Genomic DNA, 18154 nt, shown 5'->3' with positions numbered 1-18154 from the left:
CAAGACGACGGTCAGGCTTCATGACGGTCGCACGGTGAACTGCAGCACGACAGCTACTACATCTCGGTGAAGACGCCCAATGGCCAGGGAGGGGGCCAGGAGAAGGCTGGCTCCGTGCGCGATGGCCAGGGGCTGCGCACGAATGTGAGCCGCAATGCCAGGACGGGCGCGGTGACGACGCGCACCGATGACGACCTTGGCAGCGGCGACGTGGTCGAGCGGACACGGCTTGCGAGCGGCGTGGAGATCGACAGGACGACGCACCGCGACGGCTCGAGCCAGACGGTTGTGACGACGGTCGACGGCAGGAAGACGACGCTTGGCGCGGGTCAGGATGCCATGGGCAAGGATAGCCCGGCAATTGCCAGGGCTGTTGAGCGGGGCGACAGCCTGGATGCGATCGCGGCGCGGCAAGGTGTTGGGCGTGAGCAGATCGAGGCCGAGCTTGCGGCTGTCGGGCTTGGGGTGCGCAGCGGCGACAAGGGAGGGGTGAAGTCGACGGAGCTGGTAGCCGCGATGCCAGACGAGATCTCGCGCAGCGATGACGCCAAGGGCAAGGTGACGATCGATGTCGTGGATGGGCAGGGGCGTCGCCGGCGCACGATCACACAAGACCTCGATGGCCACAAGCGCAAGACGGTCGAGGAGACGTTCAACGGCTATACGCTGACGACGGCCGCTGACGGCCACATGCGGCTGAGGCAGGACGCGACGGGGCGGGAGTGGACGATCAAGGCGGGGAGCGCGGGGGCCGCCCTTGCGCATACGCTGCTTGCGATCGACCCGCACAGCCGCGATGCGCGCACGGGCAAGATTGATTGTCCAGGCAGCGATCGAGACCATGCTTGGGGCCGATGAGCTTGACCGGTTGCAGCACGATGGGGTCGGAACAAGAATTGTTCCGGCAGACACGCGGCCTTTATCAACCAAAGACAGCTACGGCTGATTTGATGATGATACCCCCGCGGGGCTTCGGCGCATTTGGCGTCCCGTGGCGGCGCGAAAGACGCTCAATCGAAAACTCAGGCTATGACCGAAACTAATCTCATCCCGCTCTAGCGGCAGCGAGACCGTGCATAACGAGATCGAGATGGGCTTCGATATACCTCGGCGTTTCGAGATCGAGACGACCGTCGTGCATCAATGTTTCGACGATCAAGGACAACGCAGGCGCAAGTATGACGCGTGCAACCGCCGCAGGCCCGTCCCGAAATTCACCCTGACGGACACCTTCGTCGATGAGCGCCTGCGTCATGGCGAGGATCGGCTCAATGAGTTCGACGTGATGCGCATTAATGAGCTGGGGAAAACGTACGCCCTCAGAAATGGCGAAGCGGAGCAATTCCCGGGTTCTGCGATCCCCCATAACGTGTTCGTAGAAAAGCAGGATCAATGACCTGAGCCGCTCGGCGTAACTTCCCGTCAGATCCTTGGCGTCGGCTAGGACGTCCTCGAACGGTAGCGCGATATGCCGTGCCATGGCAGAAAACAGAATTTCCTTAGTGGGGAAGTAGACGTAGACCGTCCCCTTTGTCACGCCTACCCGTGCGGCGATATCTTCCACGCGCGCCGCCGTGTAGCCTTGCTCGATAAATTCCTCAAATGCAGCATCGAGGATCTGGGCAGGCCGGAGGGCCTTCTGTTCAGCGCGCGTCAGCTTGTTCATGTTCACATTACCTAACCAAGAGATCCTATAGCCTAACACGTCATAATTATTTCATTGACTTTCTGGTAAGTCAACCGTAATCAGCTGGAAAAAGCGACTTGAGAGGCGAATTATGGGACAATTGACAACGGGATTTTTTTTAGGGTTTTCAATGGCATGGCTCGCGGCTTGCGCTCCTAAGGAAGAAACTCGACAGAAAGATACGCGACACGTGGAGACGGTAGCTGTTCAAGCCGTACCGGTGTCGGAAACCATTTCGACGACCGGCGAGATCCGTGCCCGAATCCAGTCCGATCTTTCATTCCGCGTCAGTGGCCGCATCATCGCGCGGTTGGTGGATGTTGGTGATCGCGTCAAGGCCGGGCAGATTCTCGCGCGCCTCGATGCGCAAGAGCAGAAGGCTGACCTCCAGGTTGCACTTGCTAACCTCCAATCTGCGGAAGCGCAGCAAACGCAGGCCCGGCAGGCATTTGACAGACAGCAGAGCCTTTTTGCCGCAGGCGTGACCAAGCGGGCTGCTCTAGATGACGCACGCGAAGCCCTTTTGACGACAAGGGCCACGGTTCAGTCGGCGCAGGCCCAGCTGGATACGGCCCGCGATACACTTGGCCAGACGGACCTCAGGGCGGATGCCAACGGAATCATTACCGCCCGCAATGCCGAAGTAGGTCAGGTGGCGCAGGCTGCCCAACTTGTTTTCACGCTCGCCCATGACGGTCCCCGAGATGCCGTGATCAATGCCGACGAGTCCGCTCTTATCGGGCGCGAGCTCGAAGACGTTGCCAAGGTCAGGCTCCTGTCGGGCAAAGACGAGTTTCGGGCCAAGGTCCGAGAGGTGTCGCCAACCATCGATACCACGACGGGGACGATCCGGGTGAAGCTCGCTCTCGAAGATGCGCCTGACGCTCCCCTGGGAAGCGCCGTGATTGCCACCGCGCGGTACAAGCCCGAGGCCGTCATCGAGTTGCCGTGGTCGGCCATGGCCTCCTATGCGGGGCGGACGGCCGTCTGGCTCGTCGATACGAAGACGAGCGTCGTCTCCCTCCATCCCGTGGAGGTCGCGGCCTATACCAGTGGACGCTTCTCCGTCCAATCTGGCCTGTCTATGGGGGACATTGTTGTTTCCAACGGTACGAAATTCCTCAGCGACGGCGACGTCGTGTCTTACGAAAGAACCGCCCGATGAAAATCGATCCTCGCCTGACCGCGCTTTTGGCGGCGGCCGCGTTGCTGTCCGCTTGCCAGAAGGAAGAGGACGCAGCATCGGTGCCCGCTCGCCCCGTCATCTTTCAGATAGCCGAACCATTCGCGCAGGCGGCATTCACTCTGCCCGGCACTGTCCAAGCCCGCATCGAGACCGAGTTTAGCTTCCGCATTTTGGGCCGCGTCATCGCCCGCAACGTCCAGGTAGGCGACCTTGTCAAGAAGGGCGACGTCCTGGCAGCCATCGATCCGGTGGCGCTCGAGCTCTCTGTCAAAAGCGCGCAGTCCGATCTCGCCAATAGTCAGGCGCACCTGGCCAACGCCCGAATCACCGAAGACCGGCAGAGAACTCTGCTCGAGAGACAAACCGGGGCGAAGGCCACCTTCGAAACTGCCGAGCAGGAGCGCAAGACCGCAGAAGCCGCGGTCGCCAAGGCCCGGGCAAATCTCGACAAGGCGAACGAACAGCTGAGCTATTCTCGCCTGCTCGCCGAGTTCGACGGCGTCGTCACCGCGACGACAGCCGAGGTGGGGCAAGTCGTCTCGCCGGGGCAGGGTGTCGCGACGGTCGCGCGACCGGAAGAGCGCGACGCGGTCGTCGATGTGCCCGAAGCCGCCGGTGACCAGTTGACGCTCGGCGCATCCTTCGACGTCGCCTTGCAACTTGATCCCCGCATTCACGCCAGGGGCGTGGTCCGCGAAATCACGCCCGAAGCGGACGACGCGACGCGTACGCGACGCACCCGGTTGACGCTGATCGATCCGCCTGAAGCACTCAGGCTCGGCTCGGTCATAGTGGCCAGATCCATGGGGGAGGCCAAGACTTTGATCCGGCTGCCCTTGTCCGCGATTCGGACCGAGGGATCGAAGGCATTCGTTTGGATCGTCAACAACACGACCGGCAAAGTCACTTCCGGCCCGGTCAGGCTTGCCGAACAAACTGTTCCAGGTGGCCCCGTCACCGTGATCGACGGGATTAACCCTGGTGACAGAATCGTCACCGCTGGCGTCAACACGCTCGAAAACGGCCAGGCCGTTCGCGTCGACCAGGAGACCATCAATTGAAACCGTTCAACCTCTCAGACTGGGCGCTCGATCACCGTTCACTCGTCTGGTATTTCATGATCGTCTTCATCCTTGCAGGCACGTTTTCCTACTTCAACCTCGGTCGCGAAGAAGACCCTGCCTTTACCATCAAGACGATGATTATCAACGCGCAGTGGCCGGGCGCGTCTGCGGAAGAAATGACCCGTCAGGTAACGGACAGGATCGAGAAGAAGCTGGAGGAGCTTGACGCGCTGGACTACACGCGAAGCGAGACGATCGCCGGCCAGACCACGGTCTACGTCGAATTGCTTCCGACCACCAAAGCAAGGGACGTGACGGGCAACTGGCTTCGCGTCCGCAACATAATCAACGACATCAAGGGCGAATTTCCCAGCGGCGTCGTCGGTCCGTTCTTCAATGACACCTTCGGCGACGTTTATGGCAACATCTATGCGTTCACATCCGACGGCCTGACGCAGCGCCAGCTTCGCGATCTGGTGGAAGACTCCAGGGCGAAGCTTCTAACGGTTCCGAATGCGGGCAAGATCGACATCATCGGGGCTCAGGATGAAGCCGTCTATCTTGAATTCTCGACGCGCAAGATCGCAGCGCTCGGCATCGACCGCCAGTCCGTCATCGAAACGCTTGAAGCCCAGAACGCTGTGGCGCAGTCCGGCTTCGTTGATGCAGGACCAGAGCGGATCGCGTTGCGCGTCAGTGGCCAATTTACGAGCGAAGAAAGCCTGAAAGCCATCAACCTCAGGGTCAACGATCGATTTTTCCCGCTGACCGACATCGCGACGATCAAGCGAGGTTATGTCGACCCGCCGGCCTCGCTCTTCCGCTTCAACGGACAACCTGCAATCGGCCTGGCAATTGGCATGACGGCGGGTGCCAATCTGACGAACTTCGGCAAGGCGCTGGACGAGGAGATGAAGCGCGTCGTGGCCGATCTTCCGATAGGCGTGAGTGTTGAACGGGTTTCCGACCAGCCGGCCGTGGTGGAAGAAGCAGTGTCCGGCTTTACCAAGGCACTGTTTGAGGCAATCGCTATCGTTTTGGCGATCAGCTTCATTAGCCTTGGGCTGCGCGCTGGGCTGGTGGTCGCGATCTCGATCCCGCTCGTACTGGCGATCACCTTCGTCGTCATGGAATATACGGGCATCTCTCTCCAGCGCATTTCGCTCGGCGCTTTGATCATCGCGTTGGGGCTCCTCGTTGACGACGCCATGATCGCCGTCGAAATGATGGTGGCGCGCCTGGAGTCAGGCGACGAGCTGCGCAAAGCCGCCACCTATGTCTATACGTCGACTGCCTTTCCGATGCTGACAGGCACGCTTGTCACCGTCGCCGGTTTTATCCCGATCGGCCTCAACAGTAGCGCAGCGGGCGAATTCACCTTCACCCTGTTCGTCGTCATTGCCGTTTCGCTCGTGGTATCCTGGGTCGTGGCCGTCCTGTTCACGCCGTTGCTGGGCGTGGCGATCCTGCCCAAGACGATGAAGTCGCACCATGAGCGCAAGGGACGCGGCGCACGGGGATTTGCCTGGCTGCTGGGAGCTGCCATGCGCTGGCGCTGGGTTACGATCATCGCCACCATCGCTGTTTTCGGCCTCTCGCTGGGCGGTCTTGGCCTTGTGCAGCAGCAGTTCTTCCCGGCGTCCGACCGCGTCGAGTTAGTCGTCGACTGGAGTATGCCCCAAAACAGCACGATTACGGAAACGAACCGCCAGATGACGGATTTCGAACGAGAGAAACTCGTCGGCAATCCCGATATCGACCATTGGACCACACATGTCGGGGAGGGCGCGCCGCGTTTCATCCTGTCTTATGACGTGCAGACCCCGGCTGTCTGGTTCGGGCAGGTCGTCATCGTGGCCAAGGACCTGGAGGCAAGGGACAGGTTGCGCACAGACCTGCAGGCTTATGTAGCGAAGACCTTTCCCGGTACCGACGCTTTTGTCAAACTCCTGGATATCGGCCCACCGGTGGGCAAGCCCGTCCAGTACCGCATCAGCGGCCCGGACATCCAGACGGTGCGTGAGCTGTCGCATCGCTTTGGAGCCATCGTCAACCGGCATCCTCTCATCGCCAACATGACCTATGACTGGAACGAGCCCTCGCGCGTCGTGAAGGTGGACGTGCTCCAGGACAAGGCTCGCCAGCTCGGCGTCTCTTCAGAGGATATCGCTAACGCACTCAACAGCATCGTCGAAGGGTCCTCGGCGACGCAGATCCGCGACAGCATCTACCTCATCGACGTGATCGGCAGGGCCCAAGACGCTGAGCGTGGCTCGATCGAGACGCTAAGAGACCTCCAGCTTCCGGGATCAAACGGCAAATCCGTACCGCTCTCCGCAGTCGCCAAGTTCCGCTATGAGCTCGAACAGCCTATGATCGCGCGAAGGGATCGCATTCCTACGGTCACGGTGAAGGCCGCGGTCACCGGGCCGACACAGCCCGCGACGATCGTGGAACAGCTCAAGCCCCAGGTCGAAAAGTTCACGAAAGCTCTTCCTGCGGGATACAAGGTCGAGATCGGCGGCTCGGTAGAATCGAGCGCCGACGCGCAGGGACCGATCGCCGCGGTCGCCCCGCTGATGCTGTTCGCCATGGCGACGATCCTGATGATCCAGCTCCAGAGCTTCAGCCGCCTGTTCCTGGTTTTCGCAGTCGCTCCGCTCGCGCTGATCGGCGTCGTGGCGGCACTCCTGCTCAGCAATGCGCCGATGGGCTTCGTAGCGATCCTCGGCGTGCTCGCACTGATCGGTATCCTGATCCGCAACTCGGTCATCCTCGTCGTCCAGATCGAGAATCTGCGAAGCGAGGGCGTGCCGCCGTGGCGTGCGGTTGTCGAGGCCACGGAACACCGCATGCGGCCGATCTTGCTGACCGCCGCGGCCGCGACGCTCGCCCTCATCCCCATCTCCCGGGAAATTTTCTGGGGGCCCATGGCCTATGCCATGATGGGCGGGATTGTGGCCGGCACGGTGTTGACGCTTCTCTTTCTCCCGGCCCTATACGTGGCCTGGTTCCGGATACCACGAGAAGATCCGGATGCCTCCCCAGATGCTGCACGTGCTTGATTAGCGAAAGGGCGCTTGCGAGCGCCCTTCTTTCTCCAGATTTACCCTAAGGCACGTCGATGCACTCCCTCCTCTCGATCTACCCGTGCAGATCACGGTACAGCCTTGTCATTCTTGCCGTCACGGTCAGCCTGATGGGATGCGCTTCTCGGCCAACATCCGCGGTGCTTGAGCCCGCGGCGATCAAGCAGGTCCAGGGCGAGAAGGATTGACCTTTATGAAGGCTATGATTTCTTCGATCTGGGCATCGTAACATTAACCGACGGTCGATTTAGGTATGCGATGAGTGGGCATGACGACTGTTGCCCCTTGATCGACTTTATCGCCGCCACCGTTTTCCCGCTGACGTGATTGCCCATGCGGTCTGGCTTTATTTCCGGTTTCCGCTCAGCTTGCGAATGGTCGAAGATCTGCTGGCTGCCCGTGGCATCACGGTCTCCCACCAGACGGTGAAGCTGTGGGCGGAGAAATTCGGAAGGCATTTTGCCAATGACATCCGGATGCGCTCAGCCGGAAAGCTCGGCGACAAATGGCACCTCGACGAGGCCGTCATCACCACTCGGCGCGGGGAAAGAAACACTGCCTTTGGCGTGCGGTCGATCATGACGGTTTCGTTCTCGACGTTCTGGTGGAACGCCGCCGCAATGCCAAGGCTGCCAGGCGTCTGATGCGAAAGCTTCTCAAAGGTCAATGCCGCTCGCCGCGTGTGATGGTCACTTGCAAGCTTCGATCCTACAGTGCTGCCAAGCGCGATATCATGCCGGGCGTCCAGCATCGCTCACACAAGGGCTTGAACAATCGCGCTGAGAATTCTCACCAACCGGTCCGACGGCGCGAGAGGACTATGAAGCGGTTCAGGTCAGCGCGACAGCTTCAACGCTTCGTCTCCATCCACGATCCCATCGCCAACCTGTTTCACATTCCCCGCCAAAACATTCCACTGACCATCATCGCGAGCTGCGAGGAGCTGCGATGCAGATGTGGCGTCAAATCGCCCGTCTTCAGAGCACCTAATGGTAGAGACCCGCAGACGGCTCTGTGCCGGTCGTCACTAAGTTTACAATGCCACAGCCGCGACGTCGATTATGGCCACAAGCTCAATTTGACCACCGGCCGAAGCGGACTGATCCTTGACCTCGTCATCGAAGCCGGAAACCCGGCCGACAGCGAGCGGTTCTTGCCGATGCTGGAGCGCCACATCGGCATCTGGGACCCGCGGCAGGCGGCGGCCGACGGCGGCTATGCCAGCCGCGAAAATCTGCGCCGGGCCAAGGCCTGCGGCGTGCGCGACATGGCCTTCCACAAGAAGAGCGGCCTCAAGGTCGAAGACATGGTCAAAAGCAAGTGGGTCTATCGCAAGCTGCGCAACTTCCGCGCCGGCATCGAGGCCGGCATCTCCTGCCTCAAACGTGCCTACGGCTTGGCGCGCTGCACCTGGGGCGGGCTCGACCACTTCAAGACCTATGTCTGGTCCTCTGTGGTGGCTTACAATCTCGCACTCTTCACCCGCCTCAAACCGGTCTGACGCCACTCATCGGGTCGCGTTCAGTGGCACGCCGGCAGGCGCTGGCCGATACCCTATGCTGGCATGGCCGCACCAAATGCTCTCGCTCGCGATCTGCACGCCTCGTGCCATCACGCGCTGCCAAGAAGCACCGGTTGTGCGGCCAGAACGACCCTTCAAACCCCATGCCGCCGCAATCCAACCCGCAGGACAATCGGTTCCGCAGTACGCGGCACAGTGTCGACATTCCTCGCGCTCACTTTGGCGCGGCCATGCAAGGTTCTCCATCTGACTTGCGCAACAGGGCACTGGGTAGCATGCGCGACACAGCGTCATCGGAACCGAAGCCTGCCGCGCGCACGAAGGATAGAAAAGGCGGTGGACTGCTTTCTCGGGTTAAGTCGGGGCTTGGCAAAGTGTTTGGAGGAAGTCGCGGTGAAAAGTCGTTGGGCGGCTCAGCGTCGGATGCAGTCGATTCAGAGCTTCGTATCTACGCCTATAAGCGCACCCGTGCGTCCGAAGAGGACGCAGCCCTCATTTCCGAGTTCGTGCGCGCGGCGGCAGGAAGTTATGCTTCCGGTACCCTTCAGGGGATGGTGCAGCAACTGAGCCGGTTCAGCGAGTTCCTCAACTCTAAAAACTTGACACTGGCCGGTCTGGTTGAAAGCCCTGTTCAGTTGAAAGCCCATGCGGATGAATTTGTGAACGCGGGGGGCATCAAGCGAGTGCGTGCGGCATTGGAAGCGCTTCGGAAGTTCCGCGCCGGCGAGTTGTTGCCTCGGCCTTCTGCGCCACCTCGTCGTTCTCAGCCGCCTGCTCCTACCGGAGACCCGCTACTCATTCACCAGTTCGCGGCAGCAGCCCGGGCACTTGAGGTGCCCGACAAAACTATCAGGTCTCATACGCAGATTCTTAATAGCTTTTCCAAGTGGCTCACGGCCAACCAGAAGCCATCCCTGACGTCTCGGTTTCGAACCGAAGAAATAGCCGAGGACATCATGGCATTTGGCGAGGAGAATGACCCCAAGGGCCGCCTCTTTACGGCCCTCAATCATCTCCGAAGGATTCAGCCTGACTCGGCAGGGTTCGAAGCGCTCGGATCCGGGCCCCGCGTCATGGGGCGCCGTACTTTGAGCGCTTATGAGAGCGACGCCGACATCATCGACGACGCGACCAACGAAGCCTTGCGTAAGCTTGGACGTAAGCGCGTAGGCATCCCCACGTAGCGTGCAGGCGGTTGATCGCTCATTTTCAGCATGAATCATGCGGAGAATCCTGTGAGCGACAGTATGAGCCATCATCGAACATTCGAGATTTTGACGGCGGAGCCTGTGCCGTCCCGACGCAAGCCGCGCCATCGGTCGGAAGACGAGAAAGCACGGCTTGTCGCCGAAGCGTTCTCGCCAGGGGGCAATGTGTCGGCGGTTGCGCGTTCCGAGGGGCTGGATCCCTCGCAGCTCTATGCGTGGCGCCGCAAGGCGCTTTCGTCGGGCATGGTTGCGCCACTGACGGAGGCAGCGAGCAAGCCGGCGAAGTTCACGCGCTTTGAAGCGGTGGGCAGCGACACGGTGGAAATCGTCATTGGCGATGCAGTGGTGCGCGCCGGCAGCGATGTTGATCCCGATCGCCTGGCGAGGATCATCCGCGCGGTTCGCAAGGCATGATCGCTTCCGGTGTGGTGGTTTACGTGTCGTGCCAGCCGGTCGACTTCCGCAAGGGCGCGGCATCGTTGATGGCGCTGGTCAGGGACGGCGGCCTGGACCCGTTCTCGGGGGCGCTTCACGTATTCCGTTCGAAGCGTGCGGACCGGGTTCGCATCGTGTGGTGGGACGGCAGCGGGGTTTGCCTTTATTCGAAAACGTTGGAAGAGCACAGCTTCTGCTGGTCTGCGATATCGGCCGCGCGCATGCGTCTCGACCACGCCCAGTTGATGGCGCTTCTGGCCGGGCTAGACTGGAAAAAGATGCGTCCGGCCAGGGTCAGGCGGCCGTTATCGACGGGCTGAAACCGGCTGCGGCAAGATGAATCATGGGGCTGTAACGGTTGGGAAAGCGGCTGTTTTTGTGCTCTGCTGCTTGCCATGGTTCTACCGGATCTTGCCCTTCCCGACGACGTTGATGCGCTGAAGGCGATGATCCTTTCCATGGCTCGCGAGCAGGCTGCGAGCGAGGCCCGGATCGCAGTCGCCGAAGCTCGGATCGCAGCATCTGAGGCGGAGGTCGCCCGGCTGAAAGCCGTCGAGAAAAGCGCCAACGAGCGTATTGCCAACCTCACGTCGATCCTGAAAGTTTTGCAGCGCACGCAACATGGCACGCGTTCCGAGCGGCTACGCCTGGCTATCGACGACGAGCAGGCCTCCTTTGTCTTCGAGGAGGTCGAGACCGGCCTTTCGGCGATCCGGAGCGAACTTGCTCACGCGGCCGGGAACAAGCCGAAGCGTGCCCCGCGCCCGCGCAAGGGTTTTGCCGCCCACCTCGAACGCATCGAGGACGTTATCGAGCCGGAAATCCCGGCCGACTGCGAGGAGTTGGAAAAGGTTCTGATCGGTGAGGATCGCTCTGAACGGCTGGACGTCGTGCCGCCGAAGTTCCGGGTCATCGTCACGCGCCGTCCCAAATACGCCTTCCGGGGCCGTGACGGCGTGGTCCAGGCTCTGGCGCCGGCGCACATCGTTGAAAGCGGCCTGCCGACGGAGCGGTTGCTCGCCTATATCGCTGTCTCGAAATACGCCGATGGCCTCCCGCTTTACCGGCAGGAGGCGATCTATCTGCGCGACGGTGTCGAGATCAGCCGGTCGCTGATGGCGCAGTGGATGGGACATCTGGGCTTTGAATTGCAGATGCTCGCCGATTATATCCTGGAGCGTGTGAAGGAGGGCGAAAGGGTCTTCGCCGACGAGACGACCTTGCCCACCCTTGCCCCTGGGTCCGGGAAAACCACGAAAGCCTGGTTGTGGGCCTACGCGCGTGATGATCGACCGTTCGGCGGGACCAGCCCACCGATGGTTGCTTATCGCTTTGAAGATAGCAGGGGCGCCGATTGCGTGGCGCGTCACCTCGCTGGATTCGGGGGCATCCTGCAAGTGGATGGCTACTCGGCCTATACTAACCTGGTCAAGGCACGGGCCAAAGCCGGCGGCAATGAAACAATCCGGCTCGCAGGGTGCTGGGCGCATCTGCGGCGCAAGTTTTACGATCTGCACATCAGCGGGATCTCACAGGCCGCGACGGCAACGATCACCGCCATGACCGAATTGTGGAAGGTCGAGGACGAGGTTCGCGGCAAGGATGCTGGGAGCCGCGCCGCGCTGCGTCAGGAAAAGTCCGCGGCCATTGTCGCGAGCCTCTTCGACCTGTGGGAAAAAGAACTGCACAAGGTCTCCGGAAAATCCAAGACTGCCGAGGCGATCCGCTACGCGCTCACCCGGCGGGAGGCGCTGGAACGCTTTCTGATGGACGGTCGTATCGAGATCGACTCCAATATCGTCGAGCGTGCAATCAGGCCCCAGACAATTACGAGAAAAAATAGTCTCTTCGCTGGAAGCGAGGGCGGTGGACGCACCTGGGCCACCGTCGCGACACTTCTGCAAACCTGTAAAATGAATGGCGTCGACCCACTCGCCTGGCTCTCCCAGACCTTGACCCGCATCGCTCAGCGCTGGCCCGCAGCCAAAATCGAAATGCTCATGCCCTGGAACTTCAAACCAGACGCCGTCAGCTAACCGCTTACGCTTGGACCGGCAGCGACTGCCAAAGAGAGGGCGCCTATCCTCAAGATCGCTAGCAATCAGCGCAAGCTTAGTGACTGGCTGAAAAGAGAGGGAAAGGAGAGCATAGCGAGTCGACTCAACGGCAATGAGCAGCAGAAAAAACAACTGCAGAAAGATATTTCGGAGTTCAAGCGAGCCATTGGCCAACCGTACGTCGGGTTGGGTATCAACAAGCTTCGGCACCCCAGGGCGACGAACTCCAGCACGGGCTGCATCCTTATGACGATGCCGCCAACATCATCGATGGCTTGGTCGAGGGAGAGTTGAGCAAGCTCGGATCCGGCCGGACTGCCAAGACCGTCCGCAATACTGCTTCGGGGCAACGAAAGTTCAGCGATTGGCTCCGAACAATGGGCAGGGAGAGCATCGCGAGCCGGATCAACGGCGATTGGCATCAGCGCGAATCATTGGACAGAGATTACCAGGAGTTCACGAAAGCCAACGGCAACGTTGGCATTGGCTTCAAGAGGCTTGCGCAGTATGTGCAAGTCGTCGAGGCAAACAGGGCGCTGGGTGTAGCCTTCCCTGACCAGCCGGGTCGGGAACCGCAGCTAGCCGGCGCGAGCTTATCCTGGTCACCGCGGGTGCCGTCAGACTTTGACCTAAATGAGTGGCCGACGCCGGAAGGCCCGCAGGCCGGACGACACGAAACGGCTGTGTCGAGTTCGACCCGGTCGCCGCGAGTGCCGCCCGACTCTGAGGCGAGTATGCGGCCAACCCCGGAGGGCGCGCCAGCTCGGTCGTCAGAGATCTACCGCGGCCTCCATTCTTTCGTTGATCTGCCGTCCACACCGCAGGAGACGCGTGACGACGCTCAGTCAGCGCAAGTGCCTGGTCCGGCCGCCAGTCCGCCGTTCTCCATCGGGCCATCAGGCGAGCCTCTGGAGCTCGAGGATATCGGATATCTCGTCGGCGAGGATTGGCAGCATGGCTCACAGCCGGTGCCGGACTTCCTGCTCGATGTACTGGACAACAAGATGCTGTTGCCGAGTCCGCGCATGGTTCCGCGGCCTGTCTCTATCAACGGTGAGACCTACTCTATCACGTTGGGGCCGCGAGGGCGCCGCGATGCTCAATTTATCCATCATCCTCGCCCATCCTCGGTTCCAGATGCTCAGATCGGTGCTTCGGCTACGAGTGCCTCTTCCCACGACCGCGGACGGGTGCTCGGAGCCAGAGAATGGCTCGGCGACGATCATATTCAGCGGGATTACGAGTTCGTGGCGCAGGAGTTGCGTGGGACTAATCCGGATCTCGCCGCCCGGACGCGGTTCGTGGATCCTCTGATAGCCTTTCAGCTTAACCACGGCGCCGATAGCGACGCGCTACGCGCATTCCATCGCATTGTCCATGATCGGAATGGTAACGATACAGCCGACTGCCTGTTCCTGCTAGTGAACAATGCCAGTGCTATTCGCGAAGGCGACCATTGGTCGCTGCTGCTGGTTGATCGCCGCAATCAGGAAAGGCCGGTCGCCTATCACTACGACTCCCTCCGCCCGCTCCACCACACCATTGCAACAGAGCTCGCAGAACGGCTGGGCGCCAGCAGCCTGCAACCAATGGGCATGGCCCGGCAGCGGAACAGTTTTGATTGCGGCGTCTTTGTGCTGGATGCCACGCGGGAGCTGGCTCGACGGTTGGCCCAAGAACCGCGGCCACGCCGCGAGTCGCTGCACCTCGACAATCTCGTCGCCGATCGGCGGGCACTTCAGGAGCGGCTCATGGCTCAGCCGCCTCCGCGAGACCAGTCTGCTGGCCCTTAGCGAACTCGATGATTGGGCTGATCAAGTTGTTTGGAGCGGCTCTCGCCGGCAGAGAATCGGACAAGAATAGCCGCCGCGGTACCAGGACGTGACCGACGCAGATCGGCTGGATCTGTCGCAAACGCCTTTAAGGGGGAAGAACGGGCGGCTTTCGGATACACTTCACCCTGCCCTCGAACCTGTCGCAGACGATGGTCTCGGCAACGACCTTGTCGATCCCGCCACTATCACCATCGAAGCGGACAACCACGCTGAGATCGCCTTTGGCGCCCTGCAAGCTGGCCTCGATCTCACCTATGGAGCGGAGCGGTCAAGTGGTTTATTCCCGAAAAGGGCTTCGGCTTCATTGCTCCCGAGAACGGTGAAAAGGACGCCTTCGTTCGCGCTACTGCGCTGATCCGCTCAGGGCTAAGCGTGCTGATGGAGGGGCAGAAAGTGTCTTTCCAATACGGGCAAGGCAAGAACGGCCTGGAGGTTCGGAGCATTCGCCTGGTCCAGGCGGCGATAGATCGGCCTTGGCCGAAACTACCTTCATACAAAAGAAAAGCCCGCTGCCGGGAGGAGGTGGCAGCGGGCTCGATTTTCGAATACGGCGCGGGAGGAGGTGCACCGCATTCAGTATCGGCATCCATCTGGGAGGAGTAGATGGCCGACAGCAAGATGATACCCACGGGCCGCCGATATTGCAATGCACAATTTCGTATCGCAAATGTGAAGGTGACGACAAGCCTGCCTGGCAACAAGCCCGATGGTTCCATCTGCCCCAGGCGCTAGCTGTGAGCTTTCAGGAGGTTGTCCATTCGGACCGGACCGAGGAGACTGGAGTTACCAGGCTTCAGCACACATCGGAGGGTCCGAATGAACATCCACAAGAATGCCCGTCTCACGCCGCTGCGTCGAGAGGAGATGGCGCTTTCGGTGATAGAATGCGCTTTCTCCAAAGCTCATGCGGCGCGCGTCTACGGCGTGTCGGCCAAGATCGTGGCGCGCTGGGTCGAGCGCTATAAGGCCGAAGGGCGGGTCGGCATGATCGACCGTTCTTCGCGACCCGCCCATATGCCACGGGCCACCGCTGCGTTGATCGCCGAGCGCATCATGGCGCTGCGGCGGCAACGTTGGACCGGCAAGCACATCGCCCACCAGGTCGGCGTCTCGCCCGCCACCGTTAGCCGCGTTCTCAAGCGTGCCGGACTGTCGCGGCTCAGGGATATCGAACCGGCCGAGCCGATCCGACGCTACGAGCGCGAGCATCCCGGCGAGATGATCCACATCGACATCAAGAAGCTCGGTCGTTTCGAGCGCATCGGTCATCGCATTACCGGCAAGCGCACCGGCAATGCCAGCTCGCGCGGCAGCAGTTGGGAGTTCGTCCATGTCTGCATCGACGACGCCTCCCGCATCGCCTTCTCGCAGATCCTGCCCGACGAGAAAAAAGAAAGCGCTATCGCCTTCCTCAAGGCGGCGGTCGCCTATTACGCCAGCCTCGGCGTCGCGATAGCCCGCGTCATGACCGACAACGGCTCCTGCTATAGATCGAAGGCCTTCGCCAAGGCCTGCCGCGATCTCGGCCTCAAGCATGTCAGGACAAGGCCTTACACGCCCAAGACCAATGGCAAGGCCGAGCGCTTCATCCAGACGGCGCTGCGCGAATGGGCCTATGCCATCGCCTATCCGACTTCAGATCACCGCGCCGCCGAACTGCCTGTCTGGCTGCACAGATACAATTGGCATCGCCCACACGGCAGCCTAAAGTCCAAACCACCCATCAGTCGCCTCGCCCTAACCGAGGACAACCTGTTGAGGCTCCACAGCTAGCTAGGCCGATTTGGCGTGCGGCCTCGCCGCGGCCGCCGCCGCATGAAGCGGGCTGCTTGCCAAACCGATCCGAAAACCCGCGTAACCTGCTGTAAAGACCGGTTCGGCCGAGCCGAACCGCACCGATCCGTTTGGCGGCATCGCGAAATATTATTTTCCCGAAGCTGCGGGTTCTTGGATCCGGTTGGATTCCCAATTCAACGGTATGGCGGGATTGCAGGCAATCGCGCCTGACTGACGCGTTCCACATCAAGTCTGAGGTTTTCAGGCATCCCATGGCCTTCCACCTTTTTGTCCCCATCCTTGCCGGCGCGACGATCTCGAGCGGCTGCTGCGGCAGGTCGAGTTGCAGGCGACGGTGCGCTCACACCGGACCTTGCTGTGCGAGGACATCATGTCGCGCGATGTGACCAGGCGCGGTATTTGCTGCTTGATTACAACATCCGGTCGCTACCGGTCGTCGATCTGGAAGCGAGGCTGGTCGGCGCCGGGCGGGCTCAGGGAGCTGGCACGAGCGGCGGACGCTGTAATGAGCGTGACGTCGCCGGCGGCGACCGCTACGGCAAGCGCACCCGCGATGAGCCTGCTGCCGGTGCTCACCGACGGTCGCAGCCACGCCGCCATCATCGTCGATGACGACAGGCGCATCCTCGGCCTGATCACGCAGACCGACCTGCTGGCTGCAACCGCGCCCGCGCGGGCTGCAGACCAGCCGCAAGGTGCAGACAAGCCATTGGCGGCAGCGCTACAATAGTCGCCACCCCCGAAAAAAATGTTCGGGAAGCTTTCCCGGCAAGCCTGTCCAATGTTCGACCGGGTTTCGATCCGGAGCCTATATTTGTTTAGGCGACATTGCCCGCCGCCCGCTTCCGGCGACATACAGCTTGTCCGCGGAGGCCGAGGACATTGTGCAGGAGGGTCTATGCCAGGGACCTTTCGTCCATATCAATCCCGTTCGCGGCGAGCCTCGCTCGTGCCCATTGTCGAGTCGAGCAGGCGGAAATGTCGGCTGCTCGATGGGCTGAACTCCTCCCAAGCAGACCGGGCTTTCTCAACTTACCGGTCGCGCTCGCCGGCCCTACGTTTGGATTTTGGCTGGTGAAGGCGTCGCCGGACGTTCGGCTTGAGCGCGTTCCTGACGTCCTTGTCGGCGACCGTCAGATCGAACCATTGAGGATCGAAATGGCCACCGCACCACCGCCTCATGTCGCGATGCTCGGGATCTTCCCGGTCGGCCATGATGGCCAGGAAACTCTCAAAACCGCCGATGCCGCCGACATCTTCCGGTGGCCTGGCGTGGGCGCCGTCGATGCAAGCCGCTGTCCTCGGAATCGGATCGAGGGTGAGGAATTTCTCGATGGTGACTAGATGCTCCCAGTGATCGCCGAAGTCGTAGAGATAGATGAATGAGAGGCCTGGATGGTGCTCGAAATCAAGAAGCCGGACCTCATTTTCATCGAAGGAACGGGATCCGCCTTCATATTCCATCTCGCCAAGCTGTTCGGGATCGCCATAGGACAAACCGCCAACCCGAAACTCATGCAGGTGGTAGTTCCACCAGTTGAAGGCGGCCTGGATGACGAGATGCAATTGTCCAAGATGCCAGTTCCACGGAACGACCACGCGTCGCCAAACCGCCGGCTCGATGCCGGCGAGCTCGATCCTGATTTGTAGCGCATTGGGTTCCTGGAAAAGCATGACGTTACTTGGAACTGTTTTGCCTCAAGATTGTCAACCTCGGTGTCGCGCCACTTTCGAACGCAGTGTCGAAGTGCGTCCGACCGCGGTGAAGAGCAATTCGACACGCTTGGCCAGATTGCGCATCTCCTCTGGTACCCGGCAAATAGAGCATCGGCGTCGCTGGTTCGCGCCGCGACGCAAATCGCCCGACGCGACCAGCGGCACGCGCTTATCGGCGACCCCAGCCGCAGCACCGACCGCAGGTTAGGCGAGGCGAACGGACCCTCCTACCCGTTCTCCCGATGCAAGGTCCCCAGGCTTGCGAGACGTCGTTTCACTATAGACGGCGCACGCGGTCCGGTATCCGCTGCATCTCGCTTTCGCGCAGCGCGGCCGCGACCTCAACCGGCATGCCGTGCTGGGGATCGGTTTCGTGTCCGGCCGGGTCCCAGAGGTGGTCCCCCACAAACTTCAGCGCCAGGCTTTTCGAGGCCGGCCACGGGAAAGAGGCACCGGTCGCGGCCGGCGCCTAGGCCTCAAGGGTTCTCTTCGAATTCACAGAACGCCTACGTCAGGTCAAAGTCAGCTAGGCTGCGTATCGTTGCTGCAGGGCTTACC

At 61.0% G+C, this 18154-nt stretch carries 14 protein-coding genes and 3 pseudogenes; 15 read left to right on the top strand and 2 right to left on the bottom strand.

Annotated features, from left to right (window positions below; genetic code table 11):
• Positions 1-114: 114 nt before the first annotated feature.
• A complete protein-coding gene (locus tag CGZ66_RS24265) occupies positions 115-858 on the top strand; it encodes a hypothetical protein (RefSeq protein WP_143748828.1) in 744 nt (247 codons plus the stop codon).
• 187 nt (positions 859-1045) lie between these two features.
• On the opposite strand, the gene CGZ66_RS24260 is transcribed toward CGZ66_RS24265, so the two are convergent.
• Positions 1046-1666, bottom strand: a complete 621-nt coding sequence (locus CGZ66_RS24260) for a TetR/AcrR family transcriptional regulator (protein ID WP_095088733.1) — start codon at positions 1664-1666, stop codon at positions 1046-1048.
• Positions 1667-1778: 112 nt separating this feature from the next.
• Here CGZ66_RS24260 and CGZ66_RS24255 point away from each other — a divergent pair, with 112 nt between their 5' ends.
• The 14 genes and pseudogenes from CGZ66_RS24255 to CGZ66_RS24190 all read left to right on the top strand — a co-directional run.
• On the top strand, positions 1779-2852 hold the full coding sequence (locus CGZ66_RS24255) for an efflux RND transporter periplasmic adaptor subunit (protein WP_095088731.1): 1074 nt from the start codon (positions 1779-1781) through the stop codon (positions 2850-2852).
• Positions 2849-3934: an efflux RND transporter periplasmic adaptor subunit gene (locus CGZ66_RS24250; protein ID WP_095088729.1), complete on the top strand. Its 1086-nt coding sequence runs from the start codon at positions 2849-2851 to the stop codon at positions 3932-3934. The genes CGZ66_RS24255 and CGZ66_RS24250 overlap by 4 nt, the downstream gene beginning before the upstream one ends.
• On the top strand, positions 3931-7002 hold the full coding sequence (locus tag CGZ66_RS24245) for an efflux RND transporter permease subunit (RefSeq protein WP_095088727.1): 3072 nt from the start codon (positions 3931-3933) through the stop codon (positions 7000-7002). The genes CGZ66_RS24250 and CGZ66_RS24245 overlap by 4 nt, the downstream gene beginning before the upstream one ends.
• 302 nt (positions 7003-7304) lie before the next feature.
• A pseudogene (locus CGZ66_RS24240) lies at positions 7305-8016 on the top strand (IS6 family transposase).
• Positions 8017-8071: 55 nt separating this feature from the next.
• Positions 8072-8527: pseudogene (locus CGZ66_RS24235) on the top strand (transposase); the annotation flags it as partial.
• Positions 8528-8823: 296 nt separating this feature from the next.
• Positions 8824-9732 carry a hypothetical protein gene (locus CGZ66_RS24230; protein ID WP_143748827.1) on the top strand — a complete coding sequence of 303 codons (909 nt, stop codon included), beginning with the start codon at positions 8824-8826 and terminating at the stop codon, positions 9730-9732.
• 51 nt (positions 9733-9783) lie between these two features.
• On the top strand, positions 9784-10170 hold the full coding sequence (locus tag CGZ66_RS24225; RefSeq protein ID WP_095088884.1) for a transposase: 387 nt from the start codon (positions 9784-9786) through the stop codon (positions 10168-10170).
• Positions 10167-10511, top strand: a complete 345-nt coding sequence (gene tnpB / locus CGZ66_RS24220) for an IS66 family insertion sequence element accessory protein TnpB (protein ID WP_095088723.1) — start codon at positions 10167-10169, stop codon at positions 10509-10511. The genes CGZ66_RS24225 and tnpB overlap by 4 nt, the downstream gene beginning before the upstream one ends.
• A 75-nt stretch (positions 10512-10586) precedes the next feature.
• Positions 10587-12227, top strand: coding sequence for an IS66 family transposase (gene tnpC / locus CGZ66_RS24215; protein ID WP_095088721.1), 1641 nt, complete (start codon positions 10587-10589; stop codon positions 12225-12227).
• A gap of 311 nt (positions 12228-12538) precedes the next feature.
• The gene (locus CGZ66_RS24210; RefSeq protein WP_245331192.1) at positions 12539-14041 is read left to right on the top strand and encodes a Ulp1 family isopeptidase; all 1503 of its coding nucleotides are present in this window, start codon (positions 12539-12541) and stop codon (positions 14039-14041) included.
• A gap of 88 nt (positions 14042-14129) precedes the next feature.
• Entirely contained in the window at positions 14130-14438 is a 309-nt protein-coding gene (locus CGZ66_RS24205; RefSeq protein WP_095088717.1) for a hypothetical protein, read from the top strand.
• Positions 14363-14686: a cold shock domain-containing protein gene (locus CGZ66_RS41380; RefSeq protein WP_095088715.1), complete on the top strand. Its 324-nt coding sequence runs from the start codon at positions 14363-14365 to the stop codon at positions 14684-14686. Before CGZ66_RS24205 ends, CGZ66_RS41380 begins: the two co-directional genes overlap by 76 nt.
• Before the next feature lie 213 nt (positions 14687-14899).
• Complete coding sequence (locus tag CGZ66_RS24195; RefSeq protein ID WP_095088714.1) at positions 14900-15856, top strand: IS481 family transposase; 957 nt, start codon at positions 14900-14902, stop codon at positions 15854-15856.
• 310 nt (positions 15857-16166) lie between these two features.
• Positions 16167-16610, top strand: a pseudogene (locus CGZ66_RS24190) (CBS domain-containing protein); the annotation flags it as partial.
• Between the two features lie 302 nt (positions 16611-16912).
• Here the strand turns inward: CGZ66_RS24190 and CGZ66_RS24185 are convergent.
• Positions 16913-17554: a plasmid pRiA4b ORF-3 family protein gene (locus tag CGZ66_RS24185; RefSeq protein ID WP_095088713.1), complete on the bottom strand. Its 642-nt coding sequence runs from the start codon at positions 17552-17554 to the stop codon at positions 16913-16915.
• Positions 17555-18154 lie beyond the last annotated feature (600 nt).

The sequence above is a fragment of the Mesorhizobium sophorae genome (genome assembly GCF_002270415.1).
GTDB classification, from domain to species: Bacteria; Pseudomonadota; Alphaproteobacteria; order Rhizobiales; family Rhizobiaceae; genus Mesorhizobium; species Mesorhizobium sophorae.
The sequence above is the reverse complement of the archived record's forward strand: the minus strand, read 5'-3'. Positions and strand labels throughout refer to the sequence as shown.